20 protein-coding genes are annotated in these 23,655 nt (G+C 43.9%); 8 read left to right on the forward strand and 12 right to left on the reverse strand.

All coding sequences use genetic code 11. The annotated features are described in order from the left end of the window. Positions 1 to 2: 2 nt before the first annotated feature. Both ACVBDY_RS09320 and ACVBDY_RS09325 read right to left on the reverse strand, forming a co-directional pair. Complete coding sequence (locus ACVBDY_RS09320) at positions 3 to 3,335, reverse strand: SusC/RagA family TonB-linked outer membrane protein (protein WP_447175223.1); 3,333 nt, start codon at positions 3,333 to 3,335, stop codon at positions 3 to 5. A 483-nt stretch (positions 3,336 to 3,818) separates the two neighbouring features. Continuing rightward, positions 3,819 to 4,961, reverse strand: a complete 1,143-nt coding sequence (locus tag ACVBDY_RS09325) for a FecR family protein (protein ID WP_447175206.1) — start codon at positions 4,959 to 4,961, stop codon at positions 3,819 to 3,821. Between the two features lie 202 nt (positions 4,962 to 5,163). Between ACVBDY_RS09325 and ACVBDY_RS09330 the strand changes: the two genes are divergently transcribed. Beyond that, positions 5,164 to 5,724 (forward strand): RNA polymerase sigma-70 factor, encoded by a 561-nt coding sequence (locus ACVBDY_RS09330; protein ID WP_447175207.1) that lies wholly within the window; start codon positions 5,164 to 5,166, stop codon positions 5,722 to 5,724. A 69-nt stretch (positions 5,725 to 5,793) separates the two neighbouring features. Here ACVBDY_RS09330 and ACVBDY_RS09335 read toward each other — a convergent pair whose 3' ends face one another. Both ACVBDY_RS09335 and ACVBDY_RS09340 read right to left on the reverse strand, forming a co-directional pair. Next, a complete protein-coding gene (locus ACVBDY_RS09335; protein ID WP_447175208.1) occupies positions 5,794 to 6,555 on the reverse strand; it encodes an SDR family NAD(P)-dependent oxidoreductase in 762 nt (253 codons plus the stop codon). Between the two features lie 96 nt (positions 6,556 to 6,651). Beyond that, complete coding sequence (locus tag ACVBDY_RS09340; RefSeq protein ID WP_447175209.1) at positions 6,652 to 7,584, reverse strand: helix-turn-helix domain-containing protein; 933 nt, start codon at positions 7,582 to 7,584, stop codon at positions 6,652 to 6,654. A gap of 556 nt (positions 7,585 to 8,140) precedes the next feature. Between ACVBDY_RS09340 and ACVBDY_RS09345 the strand changes: the two genes are divergently transcribed. From ACVBDY_RS09345 to ACVBDY_RS09355, 3 genes are all read left to right on the forward strand, one after another. Then, complete coding sequence (locus ACVBDY_RS09345; protein ID WP_447175210.1) at positions 8,141 to 8,512, forward strand: DMT family protein; 372 nt, start codon at positions 8,141 to 8,143, stop codon at positions 8,510 to 8,512. 91 nt (positions 8,513 to 8,603) lie between these two features. Beyond that, on the forward strand, positions 8,604 to 9,788 hold the full coding sequence (locus ACVBDY_RS09350) for a helix-turn-helix domain-containing protein (protein WP_447175211.1): 1,185 nt from the start codon (positions 8,604 to 8,606) through the stop codon (positions 9,786 to 9,788). A gap of 130 nt (positions 9,789 to 9,918) precedes the next feature. Beyond that, the gene (locus tag ACVBDY_RS09355; protein WP_447175212.1) at positions 9,919 to 10,977 is read left to right on the forward strand and encodes an alpha/beta hydrolase family protein; all 1,059 of its coding nucleotides are present in this window, start codon (positions 9,919 to 9,921) and stop codon (positions 10,975 to 10,977) included. Positions 10,978 to 11,173: 196 nt separating this feature from the next. On the opposite strand, the gene ACVBDY_RS09360 is transcribed toward ACVBDY_RS09355, so the two are convergent. The 3 genes from ACVBDY_RS09360 to ACVBDY_RS09370 all read right to left on the reverse strand — a co-directional run bounded on the left by ACVBDY_RS09360 (position 11,174) and on the right by ACVBDY_RS09370 (position 14,843). Beyond that, positions 11,174 to 13,855, reverse strand: a complete 2,682-nt coding sequence (locus ACVBDY_RS09360) for an alpha-L-rhamnosidase (RefSeq protein ID WP_447175213.1) — start codon at positions 13,853 to 13,855, stop codon at positions 11,174 to 11,176. A gap of 214 nt (positions 13,856 to 14,069) precedes the next feature. Then, a complete protein-coding gene (locus tag ACVBDY_RS09365; RefSeq protein WP_447175214.1) occupies positions 14,070 to 14,345 on the reverse strand; it encodes a hypothetical protein in 276 nt (91 codons plus the stop codon). Between the two features lie 102 nt (positions 14,346 to 14,447). After that, a complete protein-coding gene (locus tag ACVBDY_RS09370; protein ID WP_447175215.1) occupies positions 14,448 to 14,843 on the reverse strand; it encodes a barstar family protein in 396 nt (131 codons plus the stop codon). A 359-nt stretch (positions 14,844 to 15,202) separates the two neighbouring features. Here ACVBDY_RS09370 and ACVBDY_RS09375 point away from each other — a divergent pair, with 359 nt between their 5' ends. Next, entirely contained in the window at positions 15,203 to 15,919 is a 717-nt protein-coding gene (locus ACVBDY_RS09375; protein WP_447175216.1) for an outer membrane beta-barrel protein, read from the forward strand. Positions 15,920 to 15,931: 12 nt separating this feature from the next. Beyond that, positions 15,932 to 17,647: a S41 family peptidase gene (locus tag ACVBDY_RS09380; RefSeq protein WP_447175217.1), complete on the forward strand. Its 1,716-nt coding sequence runs from the start codon at positions 15,932 to 15,934 to the stop codon at positions 17,645 to 17,647. Between the two features lie 101 nt (positions 17,648 to 17,748). Here ACVBDY_RS09380 and ACVBDY_RS09385 read toward each other — a convergent pair whose 3' ends face one another. Beyond that, positions 17,749 to 18,321, reverse strand: coding sequence for a hypothetical protein (locus tag ACVBDY_RS09385; RefSeq protein WP_447175218.1), 573 nt, complete (start codon positions 18,319 to 18,321; stop codon positions 17,749 to 17,751). A gap of 353 nt (positions 18,322 to 18,674) precedes the next feature. Between ACVBDY_RS09385 and ACVBDY_RS09390 the strand changes: the two genes are divergently transcribed. Then, positions 18,675 to 18,782 carry a DinB family protein gene (locus ACVBDY_RS09390; protein ID WP_447175224.1) on the forward strand — a complete coding sequence of 36 codons (108 nt, stop codon included), beginning with the start codon at positions 18,675 to 18,677 and terminating at the stop codon, positions 18,780 to 18,782. 16 nt (positions 18,783 to 18,798) lie between these two features. Next, a complete protein-coding gene (locus ACVBDY_RS09395) occupies positions 18,799 to 19,083 on the forward strand; it encodes a DUF1330 domain-containing protein (protein WP_447175219.1) in 285 nt (94 codons plus the stop codon). Positions 19,084 to 19,345: 262 nt separating this feature from the next. Here the strand turns inward: ACVBDY_RS09395 and ACVBDY_RS09400 are convergent, their stop codons facing one another. Genes ACVBDY_RS09400 through ACVBDY_RS09415 form a run of 4 tightly spaced genes read right to left on the reverse strand, consistent with a single transcriptional unit; the run spans position 19,346 to position 23,584 of the window. Continuing rightward, positions 19,346 to 20,719, reverse strand: coding sequence for an alginate export family protein (locus ACVBDY_RS09400; RefSeq protein WP_447175220.1), 1,374 nt, complete (start codon positions 20,717 to 20,719; stop codon positions 19,346 to 19,348). Continuing rightward, entirely contained in the window at positions 20,716 to 21,144 is a 429-nt protein-coding gene (locus ACVBDY_RS09405; RefSeq protein WP_447175221.1) for a DoxX family protein, read from the reverse strand. The genes ACVBDY_RS09400 and ACVBDY_RS09405 overlap by 4 nt, the downstream gene beginning before the upstream one ends. 4 nt (positions 21,145 to 21,148) lie before the next feature. Next, positions 21,149 to 22,948 (reverse strand): amidohydrolase, encoded by a 1,800-nt coding sequence (locus ACVBDY_RS09410; protein WP_447175222.1) that lies wholly within the window; start codon positions 22,946 to 22,948, stop codon positions 21,149 to 21,151. 54 nt (positions 22,949 to 23,002) lie between these two features. Further along, positions 23,003 to 23,584, reverse strand: a complete 582-nt coding sequence (locus tag ACVBDY_RS09415; RefSeq protein ID WP_447175225.1) for an isochorismatase family protein — start codon at positions 23,582 to 23,584, stop codon at positions 23,003 to 23,005. Positions 23,585 to 23,655 lie beyond the last annotated feature (71 nt).

Raw genomic sequence — 23,655 nt, forward strand, 5'->3', positions numbered from 1 at the left:
GTTTAGAAACCTACATTTAATGTTAGCGTATATTGCCGGGTTATGGGATAGGCTACCCCTCCTGACCGGAAAAATTCGGGATCCTGGCCGTTCAGTGCAGCATCGGAATAGATGAGAAAGGGATTGGTGGCCTGAACGCGTAACAGAAAAGATCGCATACCGAGCTGGTCGGTCAGTGTTTTTGGAAAATTATAGGTCAACGCTATATTTTTCATTCGCACAAAAGAGCCGTCTACGATCCTCTCCGTAGAATAATTGTAAGCATTGTAAGCCCGGGATAAAGCCCTGCTTTCATAATTGTTGATCGTCCGGTTCGAAGCAATGACCGGAATATTGGTCGTATTTTCATCTCCCGGTATAAGCCACCTGTTTTTAAATTCCCCGGGGAATACACTCAGGTCCGTATAGGAATCGCTATATACAGGAGTGAGTCTTATTTTGTTTCCGGCCTGCATGGTGATAAGCGTGCTCAATTCCCAGTTTTTGTATCTGAAAATGTTGGAGAGCCCCCCTGTAATATTAGGCTCTACAGGACCTTCATATTTCAGGTAATCCATGATACCTTCTATTTCCTGAAAATCGATACCTGTTACGGAATTGCGGCCGTCTGCAAAATTATAGGAGGGGATACCTTCGTCGTTAAGACCGGCAAAATCGAAAGAAAAAATGGAGTTCCGTTGATATCCCACAACATTTCCGCCGACATCCCGTACAAGGTTAAATACGTTGGGTTGACTTTGTATTTTGGTGATTTTCTGGTCAAACCAGGCAAAATTCAACGTAGAATTCCATGAAAAATCTTGTGTTACGATATTTCTGGTAGACAAAGCGATCTCTATCCCTTTGGTTGTCATATCTGCATTATTGGCGAGCTTGATGTACTCTCCGCCAATCCCCGAAGTTTTGACATAATCTATAAGGTCGTACGATTTTTTCTGATAGATATCGGTGCTTAGAGAAATGCGGTTATCCAATAGCCCGAGATCGATACCTATATTGGCTTCATGCAGTTTTTCCCAGGTAAGTTCACTGTTTTCCAATTGGTCCAGGAGGATAATGTTTTCCCGGTCATTCGGATTAAACCTGTTGCTTATTCCGTTCCTGAATATGGCAAGTGCATTACTGGCAGTTCCCAATCCGGCGACTAACCCGTATCCTGCCCGGACAGACAAATTGGAGATGATCTGGTTGTCCCTTAAAAAATCTTCATTGCTCACGTTCCATTTACCACTGATATTCCATGTAGGTAACCATTTGGAACTATTGGAAGATTTTCCCAATCTGTTGGACCCTTCATAGTTCCCGGTAGCACTGATGACATAGCGATTATCAAAGGCGTAGGTGCCTTGTGCAAAAAAGGCGACACCTCTTTCCCTGGTTTCTGTTTTTCCGAAATAGTCGTTGGATTCCAACAGGTTTTTCTGCAATATCCTATAATCGGTAAATGGTATTCCACCACGACTGTATTGATAACCGAAACCGGTGAAGAAGTTATTTCCCCTGTCCGTGTAGCGGTATTCCTGTCCGAGATATAGCTTTATATCGTGTTTGTTATTTAATGTTTTAGAGTAATCAAGAGCATTTCTGAAATAAAAGCTTTGTAGATTGTCTTCGGCAAGATTATAGATACCACCGTTGGGTAGCGCTACCTGGGGAAGGGCCAGGGGATTGTCGGGGTCCCTGTAAAGAAATATATTCTGGTCCGCCACCACCTTGGTTTCGTTGGCCCTGTAGGCTGCTGCTACGTTGGAGTTTTCGGAAATATTATGTTCCTTGGTGCTTTTTACGTAGCGTACCGAACCGAGGAAGTTATATTTCAGGTCTTTATTGAACTTGATTTCCAGTTGTCCCTGTAGCTTTAAATCCAGCACTTTGAGATCTATAGCATTGTTCTGCATTTCATTGAGCACATTAAAAGGCGCCCAGTTGAACCTGTAATATTCCAGGTTGCCGTTATTGTCCCGGGGTCTTAGGGTTCTTGACGTATTCAATGCATAACTAAACGGATTGATATCAAAATCTCTCGTGTATTCGCCATCCACCGTATTGGTTTGACGGTTGTACGTTCCCGGAGCTTTTTGATCCCGTATCGATCCCTGTACCAAAACTCCGGCAGTTATGGCATCGGAAAAATGATAGGTGTTCCTTACGTTTCCGGTAATCCTTCGGATACGGTCTGCAATGCTCCATCCCGGGTCGGTAAAGTATCCTATAGAAGCGTATTGCGAAGATGTTTCTCCCCCTCCCGAAAAACTGAGCGTATGGTTTTGCGTAGGAGTCGATCGGAACAGCGTCTTAAACCAATCGGTATTAGCCATTTCATATTGTCGGAGAAATTGATTCCTGCTTTCCGGGGTATTGACCACATTAAATTCACCGGTTACCGGATCCGGAGTATTTATGGCTCTGTACATGATATTGTAGACACCTCCGTATCTTCCTTGTGTAGAGGAGGAAAGGTTCAGGAAACCTTTTCTTTCCATTTCCTGATAAACGCCCATAGTTTGCTGGGAGTTCAACAAATTGTAATCGCTGTATACCGGGATGCTCCGTATGGTAAATTCTGCTTGATAAGACACGGTACTTTTCGCATTTCGTTTACCGCTTTTTGTGGTAATAATCACGGCGCCGTTGAGCGCACGTGCCCCGTACAGCGAAAGGGCAGAGGCGTCTTTGAGGATTTCGATAGATTCTATGTCATTGGCGTTGAGCCCGGCAATAGCAGAGCTTACCAGTGTGGTGGCATCTCCCGAAACCAACTGATCAAAAGACAGGTTGACGATCTCCTCCTGTACGGCTCCGTCCACTACCCAGAGGGGTTTGGTATCCCCGAAGATAGACGACCCTCCGCGGATGGTAATTTTCGGCGCGGCCCCGAATGTTCCGGTGACGTTTTGCACGTTCACCCCGGCGGCCCGCCCTTCGAGCATACGGCCTACATCGACAATACCGTCGATCTTCATCTCTTCGGCCTTGATGGTCTGTGATGCCCCGGTAAATACTTTTTTGTCGATATCCTGGTAACCGGTAACGACCACACCCTGAAGTTCAGAAATGTCCTGCTCCAGCGCTACGTCTATCGTATCTTTCGATACGGTGACTTTTTGAGAACGCATGCCGAGATAGCGGAAGATCAATATATCTCCTTCTTTTGCGGTTATGGTATAATTCCCGTCGAAATCGGTAGTAACGCCGTTGGCCGTACCTTCCACGATTACGGTAACCCCGGGTAAGGGTACACCTTCCGTATCGGTAACCGTACCGGATACCTGGTCCTGTAGTGCAGAAGAGGATGCCGGAGAAGTCGTTACCTCCTTTTTGCCTTCTTTTTCCATGAGAAATACCCTTTCATCACGTATTTTAAAGGTGATGGGCATGCCTTCAAACAATAGTAGGAGTACTTCGTTTACAAGTACCTGTTTTACATGAAGTGATACGGATTGCTCCGGATTCAGAATATCTTCCCTGAAGAAAAAGCTGTAGCCGGTTTGTTTTTTTACTTCTTCCAGGGCTTCTTTTATAGGTACATTTTCGAGGGACAGATCTACTTTTTTCTGTCCGTATCCCGAATAAGCAACTATCTGGAAGATAGAAAACAATATGAAAAAGAGTGATAGCTTCACTTTTAAATGTTTTATTTTCATAACTTTGAAAAGCTTTTTTTAATGGTTTCGTGTGCGATATGTAAATCATTGATGAAGTCCGGAAGGGGAAATGTTAGCGCATTTTCCCTTCTTTTGTTAGTGAGGCTCTATGTCATAGGTTATTATGGTTTTAAAGGTTGTTAGGATTGAGATTCGAACTTATTAAGGGGATTTTTATTTCTTGATGGTTACAAGGTCGTCTTTTAACGAATATTCAAAGAATTTTATGGTTGTAAAAGCTTTCAGGACATCTTCGACACTTTCGTTCTGAATATCGAAATCCCCGTAAAAGCGGACATTTTCCAGTTCTTTATTTTCGTTGATGATCCGTACACCGTAGCTTCGCTCAATTTTTTTGATGACTTCTGAAAACGGTTCCTGTATAAAAACCAACCGGTTTTCTGTCCAGGCGACATCGTTTTCTATGATGATCTTGTTTACGGAAATCGTACCTTTTTTACTGTTGAAGAAAGCGGCCTCTCCGGGAGCAATGGTTACCGGGATTTCTTCGGAATCTTTTCCGCTTACCTGTACGGAACCTTCCTGCAGGGATGTTTTTATACAACCGTCATTTTCATAAGCCCTTACATTAAAGCGGGTACCCAATACTTCCACCACCATTTCCTCGGCATTTACCAGGAAAGGTTTTTCTTTATTTCCGGCCACGGAAAAATATCCTTCCCCTTTGAGGTAAACCTGTCTTTGTTTTTCTCCTTCGAAACTTACGGGAAACCGAAGGGTAGATTCCGAGTTCAGAAATACTTCCGTACCGTCGGCGAGTAAGATATTAAACCTTCTGCCTTTCGGAACCGTAAGCTCATTGAAAACAAGCTCCCCGGCAGTATTCCGGTTTTCCATATTGTAATCCAGGCGGTCATTTTGCTGGTTAATCACCAGGTCTCCATGCCTGTCTATTATTTTCGTGCTGTCATTGCTCCGAAGCTCCTTTATGGTGCCATCACCGAGTTTCAGCGTTACGGGTGCGGGCTCATACTGCAGTTTTTCTTCGGGACTGTATAGCAGCAGCGCATAGGATATTCCCAGGGCTATAACAGCTATAGCAGCATATTTGAGCAGTTGCGGGAAGAGACGTAAGCTCCTGCTTTTTGCCTTCGGTTTATTGATCCTGCTTAGGATTTCCGCCAGGGCATCCGGTTGGGGTTTATCCTGTATCCATATATCAGTCAGATAGCCATCTTTAATAAGTTCTTTGAAATACAATTCATTTTTCTTATTTTCTGACAACCATTTCGACAGGATTTCCAGCTCTGTTTCCGTAATCGTATTATTGAAATATTTAATTATGATATCTTCCATAAATTATATCAATTCAAAAGAGTATTTTTGGTAGTGACTGAAAAATTATGGAAAACCCTTAAAAAATTCTATTTTTTTTTAATCTTTGCGAAAACACGTTTACTGACGCTTTGGTAACTACCCCATCCTTAGCAGATAAATAAGGCATACGGAGCGTAAACGGGTTTATCTGTATCACGGATACCTCTTTAATTTTAATTATATGAATAAGGACGCATTGAGATCTTTTGTTGAAGATGGAGACAGCCAATCTTTTACAGAAATTTTTAATGCCTATTATATTCCTTTGGTAGCATACATATGTCAATATACAAAGGATAGGAGTGAGGCAGAAGATATTGCTCAAAACAGTTTCGTCAAGCTTTGGGAAAAGAGAAAGAATCTTTATATACGCACATCACTCAAAAGTTACCTTTACAGTACGGCCTATAATCTTTTTATAGATAGGTATCATCGGGAGAAGAAAACCAATGACTATGTGGAAAGTTTGAAAGAAGAGGCGTTATATGAGATGAACACGCAGACTGAGGCCGATTTAATGCGGCAACTGGAAATGCTGGAAAAAGCCATAGAAGGGCTTCCCCCCAAATGCCGGAGAGTTTTTATCCTGAATAAAAAGGAAGGGCTTACCTATAAGGAGGTAGCTAAAAAACTGGATATTTCCGTAAAAACGGTAGAGGCACAGATGCGGATAGCCATGATAAAAATACGGGAAAACCTGAAAGACAGTCCTCTTGTACTTGCTATTATTCTGGGAATGTAGGAGAGGATCATAAAAAATCGCCGGCCCGGGAATATCCGGGCCCGGCGATTTTTGAAAACCTTAAGAAACTTAAACATTCATTCCACCGGAGACCTCAATACGCTGTGCATTTATCCAACGCGCATCTTCCGTACATAAAAAGGCAACGACCCCACCTATGTCATCGGGCAATCCCGCACGGCCAAGGGCAGTAATACTTGCAACAGAATCGTTTATTTCCTTATTGTCACGTACATGTCCGTTACCGAAATCCGTTTCTATAGCTCCCGGCGCTACTACGTTAGCAGTGATCCTTCTCGGCCCGAGTTCTTTTGCCAGGTATCTCGTAAGTACTTCTATAGCTCCTTTCATAGCAGCATATCCGGAAGAACCGGGCAGGGAAAAACGTGCAAGTCCGGAGGAGATGTTGATGATCCTTCCACCGTCATTTAAAAAAGGGAGTGCTTTTTGAGTAAGGAAAAAGACTCCTTTGTAATGGATATTTATCATGTCGTCCAGCTGTTCTTCTGTCGTTTCGGCAAAAGGAGCATATAATGCCGTTCCTGCATTGTTAATCAGGAAATCGAAATTCGGCTTTCCTGTTTTCGACTGTAGATGAGCGGTAACCTGTTCGAAGAATTCATCGAATGTCTCTACCTTACCGGTATTTAACGGATAGGCAATCGCTTTTTGTCCGAGGGACCGGATCTCTGCTACAACTTCATCCGCTTTTTGCTTATTGCTGTTATAAGTAAGGATAACATCAATACCTTTTGCGGCAAGACTAATAGCCATATTTCTTCCGAGCCCGCGGCTGCCGCCAGTTACCAGTGCAATTTTTTGAGTACGCATATCTATTTGATTTTTAGTACTACAAAGTTCGGGTATTCTGTCACCGGACTGTTTGCGTAAATCTATCCGTTATTTGTAAAAATCAAATAATATAATTTATCGGTAGCTCAAAGGGGAGACGGATGACTGTTTTTTGAAGAAATTGGAAAAATGGGCTACTTCCTCAAATCCCAGGCTATAGGCTATTTCCGAAATATTCCAGTCCGTTTGTTTGAGTAATATTTTGGCCTCCTGGGTTATACGGCTGCTTATGATATCAGTAGTGGTCTTTCCCGTATTTTCTTTAAGGGCTTTGTTCAGGTGGTTGACATGAATAGCCAGTCTGTCCGCATAATCTTTTGCCGTACGCAATTTAAGTCTTTGCTCGGGAGATTCAACCGGAAACTGTCGTTCCAATAATTCTATGAAAAGGGAAAGGATACGGGTAGATGCATTTTTACCGGAATGCAGGGTCGTGGCGGGTTGTAGTTTCTGACCGTAATGTATGAGTTCCAGCACATAATTGCGGAGCAGGTCATATTTAAACTCATAGTCAGAGACGATCTCCTTTTTTATTTTCAGGAAAACCTGTTCTATCTCCCCGGCCTCCGCCGCAGAGATCTCAAATACAGGATATCCTCCGGACCTGAAAATAGGTAACTCGTCCAGGATCACCCCGGTTTTGTTCTTTACCATAAATTCTTCCGTAAAAACACAGAACGATCCCGACTGATTATCGTCTTGTGGTACCCAGTTATACGGTATTTTCGGTGTACCGAATAACAAGGCATTTTGCTCTACCTGAATAACCTTGTCGGCATATTCCGCACGGTTTTTACCCCTGATAAGGCTGATCTTATAATAAGCCCTTCGGTTATAAGGCATGGTTTTTTTGTGCCTGGCATTCCGTATGGTGTCTGCCACATCAAAAATATTAAAATGTCCCACTTCCTTATGAATTCCCGAAGGCAACAGCGTTTCAATATCCTTCCCGGTGAATTCTACCGCTTCCTTATAAAAATCTTCGAGGGATGTATGCTCTATATTCATCGTGGAATGTGTGTTGATGTTTGCGAAAATCAAATATACAACATAAAATCGGGATTATTTAACTACCTCGGGGCATCCCGATACCTATCGGGACGCGAGGCATGAGGCGGAAACTATAGATTACTTTTCGACGCAAGCGTCGGAGCATTTAAATCTCACTTAGTGAGTAAACATGCCGGGGTTTAACCCGGGCAAACGCATCATATGTAATAAGGTTTCGTGTTCGATGAAAAGTTAAAGAGTCCGGGAGTTCGGAGTTGATGAATTTGGGACTGAAAGTAAACTACGGTTAAGTCAGAGGGAGAAACGATAGCGGGTAACATGTGCCCCATTTGGAGCCTCCCGGTTCGGGATATCCGGTCTAAGCGAAAGCAGGGCGTACACCGTACCGGTCTCTGTTCCGGGTTTTAACTCTTAACACAATCCAAAAAGAGTATCCCAAAACCCCGAACTCATCAACTCAGAACTGCAAACGGACAAACCGGGACTGTTGCAGCAATATATTTTTGCTGGCGTATTATCAAAGTATAGCGTATTTTCGAATAAATTTTCCCATATGAAAAGATATCTTTTGCCGTTGGCTTTGCTTGTGCTGTCCAACTGCTTTATGACCCTTGCGTGGTATGGCCACCTGAAATTTTCGGAATGGAAAGGCTTTTCCAGGCTGGGTTTGTTCAGTATTATCGTAATCAGCTGGGGACTGGCATTTTTTGAATACTGTTTCCAGGTCCCGGCAAACAAAATGGGATTTTCGGAAAACGGCGGTCCGTACAGTTTATGGCAACTTAAGGTCATCCAGGAAGTGATTACCCTGGTGGTATTTACCGTTTTTTCGGTTATAGCTTTTAAAGGAGAAACGTTACGATGGAACCATTTGGTAGGAGGGATATTCCTGGTGCTTGCCGTGTATTTTATATTTAAAAAGTAACCCGTTTCCGTTATTATAGACAAAGGAGGAATTGTTTTGTCTGTTCTTGGTTATATTTGCCTGTATCGCCAGAGAGAACTTTGTTTATATTTTGACCGGAATATTCGACATACAAAACATAGCTGCATCCGATTCGTATGATTTTTCCCGGATCGATATTTTTACCGTTGTAATCCTGGTAGGGGCCATCCAGGGCATGTTTCTTTTTACCTTACTTATTTCCAAACCGCACAGGCAGCCCTATCACTATTTACTGTTTGCCGCACTGGCCCTGGCCTGCGCACTGATACAGATGGAGATCTTCCTGGGATACAGCGGACTCCTGACCAAAGCTATTTTTCTTGCCGATTTTTCGGAACCCCTGGTGTTTGTTATAGGCCCTTTATTATTCCTGTTGATGCGCAGTCTAAGCGGCGAACCCTTTCGGAAGAGAGAATGGCTGCACTTCATTCCTTTCGTCCTGTATTTCATATACCACCTGCGATTTCTGGCCGAAAACGATGCCGTAAAGTTCAATTCTTTTCTCTGGGCCTTTCATCCCGAACTCCCTTTGAGAGAGGTTTCCTATAGATATTCCTTCGATCCGCTATACATCCGCCGCAACCTTGAGGTTTTTATTTCCCTGCACCTGGGGATATATCTCCTGTTGTCTTTCGTAAAAGTGAAGATCTTACAAAAGAGTATCGATAAGAATTCCTATTTTATGTCGTGGATCAGGATATTACTAGGAGTGTTTTTGCTGGAATACATATTATACCTGGCGGTCCGTTTTCATTTTATACACGATCTGGGAGATCATTTTTCGGCTGTTTTTATCACGATCTGGTTCTTTTTGTTCAGTTACAAAATGTTGACGGATTCCGGTTTTTTCCAACCTGTAGCCCGGCAGAAATACGAAAAGTCCAGTCTTAGCGAACACGATAAACAGCATATACTGCATAAACTTAAATCCCTGGAAGAAACCGAATTTTACACCGAACCTTCCCTGAGCCTGCCAAAACTGGCAAAACAACTCGGAACCACTTCGCATTATTTATCACAGGTTATCAACGAAGAAGTGGGAAAGACATTTTTTGATTACATCGGGGAATTACGTGTAAATAAGGCTAAAAAAATGCTTACCGATCCGGATACACTGAATTTCAAGATAGAGGAAATAGCGGAACGGAGCGGTTACCTTTCCAAGTCGGCCTTCAATGCCACTTTTAAAAAAATAACGGGAATGACTCCCGGAAAATTCCGGAAATCTGTTCCCGGAAAAAGTTCGGACCTATAAGTTCGTCCTCCTGCCCGAACGGGAAATTCTGCATCTGAAGTCTCTCCTGACTACTTTTACCATCGAGACCGGAATGGGAATCTTAACCAACCCTTTTGTCCGGAAATACGAATTAATATAAATCCTTTCAATGATGATGCACCTGGGGTATATTTTAGTTTACTTCATTTCCGTTTATTTCCCCTTATCCGAAACCACCCGCGAAAACAGCTATGAAAGGGAAGAAGCCGGTATTGGACAGATGACCCTGGAATTCAGGGACAACAGCAGGGACAGACCGGTGGTAACCGAAATCTGGTATCCTACAACGGACAGCCTGAAAACATCTGATATAATGTTTTCCCCGTTTGTGAGGAAATATACGGTAAGAAATGGCAGACTTCCGGAAGGAAAATATCCTTTGATAATGATATCACATGGCACAGGGGGCAGCAGGCTGTCTTTGGAATGGATGGCCCAGCACCTGGTGCAAAAGGGGTTTATGGTAGCCGCAGTAGATCATTGGGGAAATACATATGACAATAAAATAGATATCGAATTTGTAAAACCCTGGGAAAGGCCCCTGGACATGAGTTTTGCGCTTACGGAATTATTGAAAAATCCTTCTTTCGGAAATATCATTGACAGCGATCGTATCGGGGCCCTGGGATTTTCCTTTGGCGGGTATACCGTTCTTGCACTTGCCGGAGGAGTTCTGGATTACGATATTTTACTCGATTATTATACCACGGAAACCGGAAGGGAGGAACTTGATCGTATAACCGAGATCCCCGATATGGCCGGTCTTGTTTTTGATCCGTCTTTAAAACAAATGACCAAAAGCCTCCCCAATCTCAAAGATACACGCTTTAAAGCCTTTTTTGCCATATCCCCGGGTACCGCACAAGGATTTGTAAGCAGGAAGCAATTTGAAGAAGTTACCGGGGCGGTATTTCTTGTAGGATGTGCGGCAGATAAGGTTACTCCCCCGGAAAGATATGCCGGGCATTATCATAAGCTTATAGAAGGCTCACAGTATTACGAGTTTCCGGGTAAGACCGGGCATTACGTAATGCTGGCCGAAGCCAGGGAAGATATAAAAGAAGAACTTCCGGGAGTTTTCCGCGATGACGCGCCGGTAAACAGGGGAGAAGTACACCGTAATACGGGGGACCTGGCCACAGCTTTTTTTAGCCGGGAACTCCGTTGATCGGTCGTGGAAATAGTTAGAAATATGCGTTTTGGTTTCTAAAAAGGCATAGTTATTAAGTTATTGGGAGATTAACTTATTTAGGGAACACTGATTAACTTATAACATAGAAATAACTAAAGAACAATTTTCCCGCCTGCCGGATGGTTTGCTTTTGTATTTCGGGAGACAGGTTTATTTACCTGTCTCTGAAATATTACTCGTCGATTATAAATTCATAATTTCCGGGTTTTAGGGAAATGGTAAATCCGTCTTCATGCGGAGGAATATTTTCTTCTTTGCTTTTTTCCCTGACGGTTTGCCCTTTTAAATACAAAACAGCCGTACTACCGGGAGGAATACTACAAGTATACCGTATTTCCCTGCCTTGTCTGTTCCAGGAAGATACGATATCGCCGTATGGCCCCTGGTGTTTTGCTTTAAAACCGGATAAGTCCTTTACAAAGTTGGGTTTCAGAATGGTATTGCGGAATCCGGGTTTTTCCTCATCCGGTAAAATACCTCCCAGGCCACTGTAAAACCAACCGCTTACAGCCCCGAACATGATGTGATTCCTGGAAATATCGGAAGAAGCCTCTATATCCCAGTTCTCGTACAGCGTCGTGGCGCCGTTCTTAATCCACCATCCCCACGAAGGATAAGTGTCCTGTGTGGCTACCGTATAGGCCAGGTCCGCATAACCGTTCCGGCTAAGGGCTCCCAGTATGGTCCTGGTACCCAGCAATCCCACATCGATATGATTGTCCGACCTGCGCACAGCTTCCGCCAGCCGGTCCGCAACTTTTTGCCGAAGATCCTCCGGAACAACTCCCCAGTATAGCGGGGCGCTTAACTCGGTCTGGTAACCGTTGCCGTAAATTCCTGTTTTCCGGTCCAGATATTTATCATTGATAGCCTTTTTAATATTATCGGCCAGCTGCGCATATGTTTTATGATCTTCTTCCTTACCAAAATGCTTTGCCGCTTTGGCCAGGATGGTGGCATCCACAAAGTAGTAAATGGAAGAAGTGAGTTCTTTGGGAGTTACCGATTTAACAGGGACCCAGTCTCCCAGCCCCCAGTCGGTCAAACCGTTCTCATAGCTTATTTCGGTAATATGGTCCACATATCTTTTCATGGGCTCGTACATGTCCCTCAATATCTTGTCATCTCCATAGAAACGGTATAATTCCCAGGGAATGATGGCTATGGTACTTGTCCAGTCCGGACCGTTGCCCCAGTCATAGCCCCAGCCACCCCAGGTAGGGATTATCGAAGGCAATACACCGTTAGACTGTTGTTCGTCCCGGTGGTCGGCCATCCATTTCTCATATACGGTTATGGCATTAAAATTATACAGCCCGGTTTCTATATTGATATGCGCATCCCCGGTCCAGCCGTTTTTCTCCCGTTGCGGGCAATCTGTCGGGTAGCCGAAAAGGTTCGATAGGTACGATGTATTGGCTGCCTGCCATATTTTGGGTATAAGAGCGTTGGAAGCGTCTATTTCTCCCGCAGGTTTTACATCCGTATGCATAAATATCCCCGTGACGCTCGTTTCATCAAGTGTTATGGGCTTATCGCTTTTTACTTCTATATATTGAAAACCCTTGTAATTGAATTTCGGCATAAAAGTTTCTTCCCCTTTTCCGTTAAGGTAATAAATATCGGTCTGGAACGGATCGAGCGTGTCTTTCGGACGGTAATGCACATCAATGTTAGACAAATCTATATGTCCCGTGCTATCCAGTTGTTCTGCATGGGTTACCCACAGCTTGGTTCCTTCGTCTCCTTTCACTTTTATCCTGGTGACCCCGGAAATATTACGCCCCAGGTCGAATATGTATTGTTTATCACTCAGTTTGTTTACACTAACCGGGGTAATTTCTTCCGTATTCCGTATGGGAGGAAGCGCTTGCGCGGTGATTTTGTCCGAAGGAGGAGTTGCTGTTATGGCGGATTTCCATGAAGCATCATCAAATCCCGGGGTATTCCATCCCGGCTGTTCCCGCCTGGCATCATAGTGTTCCGCGGTATAAATGCTGTTGAAGATTACCGGGCTTAAGGACGTTTTCCAGGACGGATCGGTGACCAGGGTTTCGGTTTTCCCGTCTTCGTAAGTGAGGCGGATGTTGAGACAGAACCGGGGCCTGGATCGCCATCCTGCCTTATGAAAATCCCATACCGCGGTTGATTGATGGTTATACCAACCATTCCCGAGCAAAACACCTACAGCGACCTTTTTATCCAGAAAATAAGGAGTTACATCGTAGGTCACATATAAATTTCGTTTGTCAAACCTGGTATATATGGGATCGAGCAGGTGATCTCCGATTTTATTTCCGTTGATATACAATTCATATAAACCTGCTGCCGTGATATATGCCTTGGCTTTAACCACTTTCTTTTCAGGGGTAAATTCTTTACGGAAATAGGGGGCAGGTTTAAGAGAAATGTCATCCGTATCCGCAATCCATTTGCCTTCCCATGAAGAAGTTTTCATCATACCGGTTTCAAAAGCGGAAACCGAAAGATTCCCCGGAGTTCCCGTGGTGTCCGTGATCTCTACGCCCCAATAATATTTTGTAAACGGTTCCAGCGGTTTTCCGTCATAAACGGCGTGTATTTCACTGCTTTGCCCGGAAGTTTTCCAGAGCGAACCTTTGCGGTTTGCCACAGCCGCGGAGTCCGTATCCACGTATATGCTATAGGATTTCTGGGAAACCAGAGGGCGATTCGGGTCTATTTGCCATGTAAACCTGGGGTTCGGATTATCTATGCCCAGGGGAGCGGACAGGTGTTCGGTTCGGAGGCGGACCAAATTTACAGGACCTCTTTGTTCACAAGATAGGAGTAATAACAGTAATAAGAGGAATGGAATGTTCCCTTTAATATTCATATGGTTCGATTTATTGGCAGTACAACAGGTAAATATATAAAAAATGCCTGTGAAGACATGAAAAACGATGTGCAATCGGGGCAAACGTATCTTAAAATTGGGGTGTTTTTACAGGTATTGGAGGTTGGAGTAAAAGAAAAGTCTGTTTGGCTACGGGTACACGATTTTTTGCATAGTAACTTTTATGGTATATTCCTGTATTCGTAAGTAAAAACTATTTTAAATAGCCGTAAACCAGGCCGCCGACACCGACAAGCAACCAGATAATCCCCCATATCTTCAGGGGAATAAAATACAAATCGTGTTTTTTATCCTTATTTCTGTTCACTAGCAGGGCAATAACTATTATCAGTATTCCTGAAACAATCAGACTGCCCAGCATGAGTTGTCGTGTTCCGTTACCGTCGTCACTGAAAAAAAAGATGCTTCCCAAAATGATGAATACCGGTAGTAATATGCCGAGCATTCCCCAGCCGCGATAAATAATCATATTAATATTTTATGGTAAAATTAGCGCGTAAGACATTAAAATCCCAGGTTTTTCAGGTAATATCGGGAGTGTTAAGTTAAAAATACCGGTTTCCAGGGAGCATCAATTGCCTGTCAGGCTTATATTAGAATGTTCCGAAATAATTTCCATTACCATATCGAAGAACGTTTGGCCTGTACCGTCTTCCAGGGCCACAAGTCTTTCCTGTACCCATTTTACCTGGAATTTCGAAGGATTTTTCAGTTTGTCCATATACCAGGCTGTTGTAGCTTCCCGCCCAAGCTCTTCCCGGTTTTTTTCCAGGTTCGTCCAGACGAGTACTACCGGTTCGTCACTCGGAATAATACCGAACCCGCCGTAAAGAAGATCGTTAAAGGCATCGAGGCTTTGTCCTATTTCCCAGTCTTCACCGGACATAAAAACGCGGTTAATTTCGTTGTAGAATGATGCAATATCATGGATGTTTTCTCCTTGTATGACTATTTTTCTGGAAGTCATTAATTCTTAGGTTTTCGTGATGGTAAAATGCAAATTTCGTGGAATTATCCCGAATCCTCCTGCTCGTATTCATAAAAAACGGGTTCCTCATATGGAAAAACAGTTTCTTAAATTTTACCCGTTCCGAAAGTCTTTGAAAATCATTTATCTAGATCATTTATTTAATTTTTTTTAACAAAAAAACATTACATTTTTAAGGGTTTTTCTTTCTTTTTATGTCGCTATATATAGTATGCTGCTTTCCGGATGTATAGGATACTTCAGACGGATATAACGGACCGGGCTGTTTTCTGCGGGTTTCTTTAACGTCTTTTAAATTTTATTTAAAAATCAATTACTAATAACTAAATATAGCGCTTATGAAAAGATGGAATCGTTTTATGTATTGTCTATCGTTTTTACTCGTCTCGTTTTTCCACGAAGCAGAAGCACAGACGAATCTTAGAATCAACCTGGATGCAGGTATTACCCATAACGATCTGGACTATGACTTATCTAACCGTATTCAGTCCAGGTATACCGGCAGATGGGGATTTACCACCAATTTATCCCTGGAATACCGTTTTTACGACTCTTTTTTCATTTCCGGAGGGCTTTCTTTTGTTCAGAAGAATTTTGAATTTGAACGGTACGATAGCAGGGAAGGATGGTATACGAAATTTACCAATAATTATATAAACCTTCCCGTAATGGTCGGGGCCTATCTTATAAATAACCCGTTTGAAAGTGAAGGCTTCTGGATTAAGGTAGCCGGAGGGGCATATACGGGTTATTGGCTGAGCATGAACAGAAAAGGGCAGTACCCCGTATTTTTTGAACTTACCGATGAAGGGTTCCCTACCAGTGAAAAAATTGATGAGAGGTATGATTTTAAAAGGAATGAAAACCAGCTTAATCGTATCGAATACGGTCTCCAGGGACAATTTCAGGCCGGTTATGCCTTTGAAAAATTCGGGATATATGCTTCCTACTCCTATTTATACGGTTTGTCCGGTTTGCAGAAGAACAATGTCAACGACCGCGATATGTACCACAAGACATCTACGATAACACTGGGGGTTTCTCATAATTTTTAAAAACAATACAAGATGATAAAAACGATATACAAAACTATTTTTGGAATAAGACCCTACGCATTTGTCGGACTAACCGCGATGTCTTTTGCCATAATGCTATCTTCCTGTAACCGGGACGACGACCCCATTACGGAAACGGCGCGTTATTCTCCGGATGATATCAGGTCTTACGCCGATCTTTTTAAGGTTTTCTGGAATGTGATGGATGATGAATACAATTATTTCTACGAAGAAAAAGATCGTCATAACCTGGATTGGGATGCCGTATATGCCGAATATATGCCAAAATTCAAGGCCCTGGAATCCTGGGGAAGAGAAGGGTATAGCAATGATTTTATAGCGGAAGAGGCCGACATGGCCAAAACCTATTTTGAGGAAATAATCAATTCCATCATTGACCGGCATTTTAATGTAAGGATTACGTTGCCCGCATCGCGTACCGTTAACTACAGCAATACTTATTTCGGAGAGATGAACGAGGATAGGCGCGCCATCTACAATAAACCGGTCACTATGAATTTTATGGAAGATAAACTGGAAGACATTTTCAAATACAGTTCCTTTTCCGGTGCAAGGCAGTTGGGAGGAAGGTTGCAGTCTGCACCTGATATTTACTATTTTTCATTTAATTCATTTGTCTTAAGTTCCCTGCACAAGATCGACCTGAGTGGCGGGGACCGTTTTCTGTTCGAGGACCCGAGGGCAGATTGGCAGATAGACCGTTCCGAATTAATGAGCGATACCGGTCTGAATGCCATTGAAAATGTGGAATTACGTGAATTTATTCGGGACTGGACACTGGAAGTCTTTAATGCCTGGAACGAAGCGCTTACAACGACGCTTCGGTCCGAAACGCTGGAAAGAGAAGCAGAAAGGTTTAACAATTCTGAAATACTAAGCGAGGAATTACTGGAAGAAGCGAACAGGTTAAACGGCATTATTAATGAATTACCGGATTTTGATTTCAGCTTTTCGCAGTTGCCTTTTTCATTGATGGATGCCTTTGACAGTGATGAGAATGCACAAAATTATGTCGATGATTTCTCCACCAGGATGAATGAGATGCAATATGGTTATAATATGCCCGTATTTCGGTCTAACCTTAGTGCTATAGCTTCTAAATCCGCTATTTACAGGAGTTTTTTCAATCCTTTGCACAGCGGCGAGATAAAGAAACTTATACTGGATCTCCGGGGGAACGGAGGAGGAGCAGTCCTGGATGCCCGGTTTTTTACGGAACGGCTGGTGACCAAAGAAGCTCTTGTTGGCTACCAGAGAACAAAGGAGGGGAACGGACGTTTTAATTATACGCCTTGGGTGCCCATGCATACCAGTCCGCATCCTTTTGGTATACCGGCAGATATTCCCATAGTGATCCTGACGGATAAAGGAAGCGCCAGTATGTCCGAACTATCTACTTTGACACTGAAGTCGCAGGGGGACCAGGTCAAATCTGTCGGGGACTATTCTGCGGGAGCCACGGCAGGACTGGGCAATTCCGATGATTTTAACGGCGGAGCACGCATAGTCGTTGGTGGCTTCCTGGAATTCTATATGCCTTTAATGGCTACCAAAGATGTTTCGGGGAGAGTGATCGAAGGGATAGGAGTAGAGCCCGAAGTGTACGTAGCACCACCTACGGAAGAAGAGGTCAGGGACATGGCTAACAATCCCGAACACAGGGACAGGACATTGGAAAAGGCCATTGAAGTGATATCCGGAATGTAAAACCTTACGGATTCAGCACACCGGATATTGTTTTCAAAAAGAGACCTTCTTACATGATTTTCTCAACAGAGATCATTTTTCAGAAGGTCTCTTTTTTGTTTTTACAAATCCTGCTTGTCTATTATTTTGTTTGCTATCGGAGTTGCAATTGTGCCCAGAACATCGAGTATGGTAAAGACTCCCAGAAGCCGGAAGTAGAATTCTTCTACATCAAAATCGATAGCGGTGGCGTATATAAGCATCACGGCAACGATACAAACAAAAATAACCGTAGCCATAAGCAGGTATTTAATAGTGTCATTTTTCGGTTTTATCAATAACAAAAGGGAGATATGTCCGAATGCCGTAGCGAGGATCATAAAAGTAATGACTGTTTTATAGATGTCTTCCGTGTCCATGAATTCCCAGATAGCCGTTATGGTCACCAGAAAACCGATACCGGATATGACCATCCCGATGAAGGAAAAATTCTTCAGGCTATCCCTTTCATAAATTGTAGAGCAGCATAGTGCAGAAAGGCTATAACCTACCAGTGAAAGCGTAGTGAGCAGGATTTTTATCTCCGTGTCCCCGTAATCGCCTGCAAGGAATACGAATATACCAATGGCGGCACTGATACACAATGCGGCGATGAGCAACCTGAGAAAGAGTTTTTTATAATTTACGTGCTGCATATGATTTTATGGATTTATATTACTTATTAGCAAGCCCGGGTACATGTGATTGCATGATATTGGGTGTCCCCGGCTTTTCCGGCAGACTAAATTAAGTAAAAAAGGATAGGGAAACAGTTTACATCTGAAATCTCTTCCGTAAATACCGGATTTCCGGGATAAGTATTAAGCAAGCATTTTTTCCCTCCTCAACCCTGGACAAAATTCCCTGAAAAAGATATGCCTACGTCAAGCACCCGCAACCGGGTTCAACATTCTTTGCAAAACAGGTTAAGAATGAAGTCATAGCATATCTTGCCAACGCTTTTTTGGATTTGGAAGAAACGATTAAAATATTGACAATCAGCGAAGAAGTGATCCTCGGATTCCACGCTACGATCGATCACGTTACACACCACAGGGGCCAGGCCGTTATCTATCTGAGGTGTAACGGTATTAATCCTCCCGAGTATACATACTAATTAAAAAGAGACAGTTATGCCGGCTTATTATATTATTAGTTATAATGTTATCGATGCTTCAGGGTATGAAGTTTACGTATCCGGGGTAGCCAATCTTCTTCCTGCATATGGAGCAGAGGTCCTGGTTTCTGATGCCGAAGGATTAACCGTAGAGGGGAATCCCAGCCAAATTAATGCTATTGTTGTATTCCCTTCAAAGGAATTAGCCCTGGCATGTTATAACTTCCGGGAATACCAAAACATAAAAAAGATCCGGCTAAAAACCACTAAAAGTAGTCGTTTTGTACTGGTGGGAGACTAAACCGGGAGACGAGGTGAAAAGTTTTAGAGTTGGGAGCTCTTTGTTATTTGTGTGAAATGATCCTGTTTCGATTGCATTTCTGATATGTTAATCCGTATCAAAAAAGGCTTTCGGTTTTCAGAAAGCCTTTTTCTGTAGCGGAGACGGGATTTGAACCCGTGACCTCAGGGTTGGGTATCAGTTTACTTTATGAAAAAGGAAACTGATGAGGCTTTAGATAAAGTAAACGGACCTGCTTGGAAATTTAAATGATGTGGTCTTATTAGAATCGATAGGTCAGGGTTGTTGCCGTAAAGAATATATCCCGTCCCGCACTGACGTCCTCTAAAAAATACCCGGCGTCAAAGAAAGTGGCCTCCACCTCCAAGGAAAGTGATCTGATAAGGTCACAAGCTAGGAAAGCACCTAATTGGGATCCAATATAGGAATGCGGAGAGTCTGATGATGGATAAAGTAATGAAGCATTTGGCATATAAATGCCATCAGTGGTCCGTAAGCGCCAAAAAAAGTCATAATCGAGCCCAAGACTTACCTTATCTGTTACCTCCAATTCGGCATAGGGATGCACATCAAACAGGTTGGCTGGCCCCAGGAATGCTCCCAGACCAAAATATGCGCCTCTGGGGAACAAAGGGTTAAAGGTTTGCAATCTACCGTCTTTCGGCGATTTATCGCCCGATATGATCTCCGTTTTCAGTCCGATCTTTGGTTGGAGTTTAAGGGAAGGGAACCGATAATTGGTATTAATGGAAACCGTCCAGGCAGCTATGGATTGATCTGCTATTTTTCCGAATTGCCAGACTGCTTCAAAGTCATAGTTCCAATCGTTGGTATTATCCCATATCCGGGTTCCAATGGAATGCCTTCTTTCTTCGCCGGATATAATATTGAACGAAGCTGATCTTTTATGCAACCCAAAATAGTAAAGGGCAATGTTGTTGATGACCGGAAGGTTGTTGATGATATTATAGGAGCCAAAGAGTTTGGTATCCGGATTCATCCTATCGTTAAAACTTCCAAAATAGCTTCTTACGAACTGACTGTAAAAGATTTCGGTTTTAAAATCTTTGGCCTTTAGGGCCACTTTAATGGCATCGAAAGATTGCCGGTTGTTGGGGCCTTCCCGGACACTGATCAATCGCTGAGAGCCATAAAGCATTTCCTGTCTTCCTATTCTGAGCGTTATCTCGCTGGATCTTAAATGGAAAGTATAGTCCACAAAAAGCTGATGTAATTCCAATTCATTTTGGTCGATGGGGCTTAGGTCGATCCTGCTGATCGCCGTCCCGCTTTGTAACTGGGCAAACAATCTGAGTCTTTCCTTGTATTTTGTTTCCAGGTGCAACAGGCCCCTGTTGAAAACAAAACCATCTGTATCATCCGGGATGTCACCCCACAGTTCATTTTTGAAAAATTGGTATTGAGAGCGTAATTCTCCTCCCAATGAAAGTGTTAGGCGGTCGTTTTTCAATAAAGGAATATATTTTATCCTATCCATGAAGGTCATATTGGAATCAATGGCCACTTTGCCATAAACCTCTTCATAGCGTAATGGCTTAAAATCCAATCGATGTTGGGTGTATCCTATCTCAAGTACACCTATTGCGGAAATCAAAAAGAGGAAAAGTCGGTTCATCGTAATTCTTTTCTTATAAACTCATCTAAGGAATACTTGCCAGGCCCACAAAAGGCTATTAGCAGAAAAGATATACTGTACATAAACGGAATGTCGCTTACCAATAGTGAGTCATTCCAATGCACTATAAAATATCCCGACAGGGTAACGGCCAGAATGGGTATGGTGGCCAGTCTCGTGTAAAATCCAGTGATGATGAACAGCGGAAAAACAAGGTTTGAAGCAATGGCAAAGGACTCGTTGAACCAAATGGGTAAATGAAAGGGATTGGGAACAGATTCGGTTACTCCTGTGCCAATCCCTATTTTTTTCAGACCGTGAGCAATGATCAATTCTACCGAAACCGAAATCCTAAAAACGAACATGCCGGTATCATATACCCCCAAACGGTCATTAAAGTTATTTAAACCCTGAAGGATATTCATAGTTTCATTTGTTTTGAACCCCCCCGTAATATTTTACTGGTGACCAGTGAGGGATGACCTCGGGAAGGACCGGGTTTATATCTTGATACTCTTCGTTGGCATAGACCACCTTGCCATTCACTACGGTGAGTACGGCCCTAAGGTCCTTGATCTGTATCTCGGGCACGGTGAAATAGTCGTCTGAGAGTAAGGCAAAATCCGCATACATCCCATTCTCCAAAGTCCCCTTGACGGTTTCCTCGTTGGAAATCCAGGCGCTTCCCTGCGTATAGAGGTGCAACGCCTCTTCCCTTGACAAGAGATTGGCAGGTTCCGACAATTGATAATCCCCAACGCTTTTTCCGGAAACCAGCCAATATAAGGCCGGCCAGGGGTTGTAGCTGGCCACACGTGTGCCGTCTGTTCCGGCTCCAACCGGAAGCCCCATATCCAACATTTTGCGAATGGGCGGTGCCTGTCTTGTCTTATCCCCTCCATAACGTTCCACAAAATATTCCCCCGCATAGGCCATGCGTGCCTGAATCGCAATTCCCCCATTTAGGGCTTTGATTCGTTTCAATTCTTTATCCTGAACGGTTTCGGCATGATCGAACAACCACCTTTTGGAAGCGAGCTTTCCATTGGTTTCCTGGTTGACTTCCTCGATCACATCCAGCATATGGGCAATGGTCTCCCCGTAAGTGGCATGTACCCTAAAAGGCCATCCGTTATCCACATGAAGACGTAGGATATGCTTTAGATCCTCCCTCCAGGTGGGCCTGTCTTCCAGCATGGGTTGGGGTGCCAGAAAGTTCTCAAAATCCCCGGCGCTCCAGGCCAGAAACTCTCCACCACCCTCCAGTTCATATCCATGGTCCAAATGGATTTCCCCATTGTGTCCTACTTTATTGGTGGCCATCCATTCTTCGAACTCCGCATACTCCTTTCCTTTGTTTTGGGGAAAAAGATAATAGGAAAGACGGATGGGCATTTCCCCGGCTTCGGCCAAAAGTTGGGTGCCCGTATAATCTTTGGGAAATTTGTGACCACCACCACCGGCGTCGATTCCACTGGTAATTCCTAAACTGTTCAATTCGCGATAGAATTGTTTTGTGGAATTGACCATTTCATCCTCTGATAGCGGGGGAAGGGACCCGATCCGTGCATATAGAATAGTAGGATTGGGCTCTGCCAACAGCACCCCGGTTAATTTGCCGTCAGGGCCTTTCTCAAAGGAACTCCCTTCAGGTGCCTGGGTGTTCTCATCGATTCCCAGGGCATCCAGTCCAGCTTGGTTCAACCAGGCCCTGCTGTAGAGGAAAAGTACATAAGTGGGCACATCCCCGGTAGCCTCATTGATTTCCTCGGGCGTTGGAAACCTTTTCTCCTTGAACTGAAAGGGGCTCCAACCACCAATGACCCGTACCCATTGTCCCTTTGGGGTCCTGTCCGCCTGCTCCTTGAGCATTCGAAGAGCCGTCTCCAAAGAGCGTACCCCGTCCCACCGAAGTTCTGCATTGAAGAAACGTCCGCCCCTGGTCAGGTGCAGGTGGGAATCGTTCAGGCCTGGTATCAAGGTTCTACCATTGGCATGGATTACCTCGGTGGAATCGCCAATTAACTTATGGACATTTTCATTGGACCCTGTGGCCCATACCTTTCCATCCTTTACGGCGATGGCCTCTGTTACCGTTCCCTTGCCATCCATGACCGCTACCTTCGCGTGGGTAACCACAAGATCTGCCCATTCGGAATTCTTGGTCTTTGTTGAACAGGAGGAGCATAGGACAAGCAGGGTTAAAAAGAAGTATACCTTTCGTATCATAACTATTTCCTTTTGGTTAGGCAGCCCGCTTTAGCGGGTTGCTTTGGTTAAGCATCAATGTTTGAGCATGTCTTTGGCATATTGGATACCCAGTCCATAGGATCCGCCGTATTTTTGCGCCAAGGTGGTCACGGCCTTATAGGTCTCGGCACGGGACCAGTCCCTCTGAAGTTCCAACAGGTACTGCAGGGATGTTATCGGCTTTGCACCTGCCAGGACCATCCTGGTAACCGATTGGTCGTGTGCCTCCTGGGTGATGTCCCCACAGGCATCGGTGATGATATAGACCTCGTAGCCGTCACTCAGGGCCGATAGGGCGGGACCGACAACACAGACACTGGTCCATAGACCGGCAAGGACCAAACGTTTTTTCCCTTTGCCCGTGATCGCCCTGTGGGCCTCTGCATCTTCCCAGGTGTTCATCGAGGTCCTGTCATAGTACTTCGATACATCGGGATAGGCCTCCAATATCTCGGGGAAGACCGGTCCACTGAAGGATTTTTCCTCGACCGTGCTGACAACAGTCGGAACATTGAAGATTTTCGAGGCACCGGCGACAAGCCCTACATTGTCCCGCAGTAGGGACATGTCGATACTCTTGGTAGCAAAAGCCATTTGGCCTTCGTGGTCGATCATTACCAAGGTATGGTTGTTGGGGTTCAATAGGTCCGGACTTGGCTTTTGGGCAAATCCCGACAGTGCCGTTA

The organism is Sinomicrobium halophytocola (assembly GCF_052983395.1).

What these genes read in the sequence shown, in the direction of transcription:
- ACVBDY_RS09395 (WP_447175219.1), top strand. Translation starts at nt 18,799, where the DNA reads ATGCCGGCTTATTATATTATTAGTTATAATGTTATCGATGCTTCAGGG.
- ACVBDY_RS09360 (WP_447175213.1), bottom strand. Translation starts at nt 13,855, where the DNA reads ATGAATATTAAAGGGAACATTCCATTCCTCTTATTACTGTTATTACTC.
- ACVBDY_RS09385 (WP_447175218.1), bottom strand. Translation starts at nt 18,321, where the DNA reads ATGCAGCACGTAAATTATAAAAAACTCTTTCTCAGGTTGCTCATCGCC.
- ACVBDY_RS09355 (WP_447175212.1), top strand. Translation starts at nt 9,919, where the DNA reads ATGATGATGCACCTGGGGTATATTTTAGTTTACTTCATTTCCGTTTAT.
- ACVBDY_RS09345 (WP_447175210.1), top strand. Translation starts at nt 8,141, where the DNA reads ATGAAAAGATATCTTTTGCCGTTGGCTTTGCTTGTGCTGTCCAACTGC.
- ACVBDY_RS09375 (WP_447175216.1), top strand. Translation starts at nt 15,203, where the DNA reads ATGAAAAGATGGAATCGTTTTATGTATTGTCTATCGTTTTTACTCGTC.
- ACVBDY_RS09325 (WP_447175206.1), bottom strand. Translation starts at nt 4,961, where the DNA reads ATGGAAGATATCATAATTAAATATTTCAATAATACGATTACGGAAACA.
- ACVBDY_RS09365 (WP_447175214.1), bottom strand. Translation starts at nt 14,345, where the DNA reads ATGATTATTTATCGCGGCTGGGGAATGCTCGGCATATTACTACCGGTA.
- ACVBDY_RS09405 (WP_447175221.1), bottom strand. Translation starts at nt 21,144, where the DNA reads ATGAATATCCTTCAGGGTTTAAATAACTTTAATGACCGTTTGGGGGTA.
- ACVBDY_RS09320 (WP_447175223.1), bottom strand. Translation starts at nt 3,335, where the DNA reads ATGGAAAAAGAAGGCAAAAAGGAGGTAACGACTTCTCCGGCATCCTCT.
- ACVBDY_RS09340 (WP_447175209.1), bottom strand. Translation starts at nt 7,584, where the DNA reads ATGAATATAGAGCATACATCCCTCGAAGATTTTTATAAGGAAGCGGTA.
- ACVBDY_RS09410 (WP_447175222.1), bottom strand. Translation starts at nt 22,948, where the DNA reads ATGATACGAAAGGTATACTTCTTTTTAACCCTGCTTGTCCTATGCTCC.
- ACVBDY_RS09415 (WP_447175225.1), bottom strand. Translation starts at nt 23,584, where the DNA reads ATGATCGACCACGAAGGCCAAATGGCTTTTGCTACCAAGAGTATCGAC.
- ACVBDY_RS09370 (WP_447175215.1), bottom strand. Translation starts at nt 14,843, where the DNA reads ATGACTTCCAGAAAAATAGTCATACAAGGAGAAAACATCCATGATATT.
- ACVBDY_RS09330 (WP_447175207.1), top strand. Translation starts at nt 5,164, where the DNA reads ATGAATAAGGACGCATTGAGATCTTTTGTTGAAGATGGAGACAGCCAA.
- ACVBDY_RS09400 (WP_447175220.1), bottom strand. Translation starts at nt 20,719, where the DNA reads ATGAACCGACTTTTCCTCTTTTTGATTTCCGCAATAGGTGTACTTGAG.
- ACVBDY_RS09335 (WP_447175208.1), bottom strand. Translation starts at nt 6,555, where the DNA reads ATGCGTACTCAAAAAATTGCACTGGTAACTGGCGGCAGCCGCGGGCTC.
- ACVBDY_RS09380 (WP_447175217.1), top strand. Translation starts at nt 15,932, where the DNA reads ATGATAAAAACGATATACAAAACTATTTTTGGAATAAGACCCTACGCA.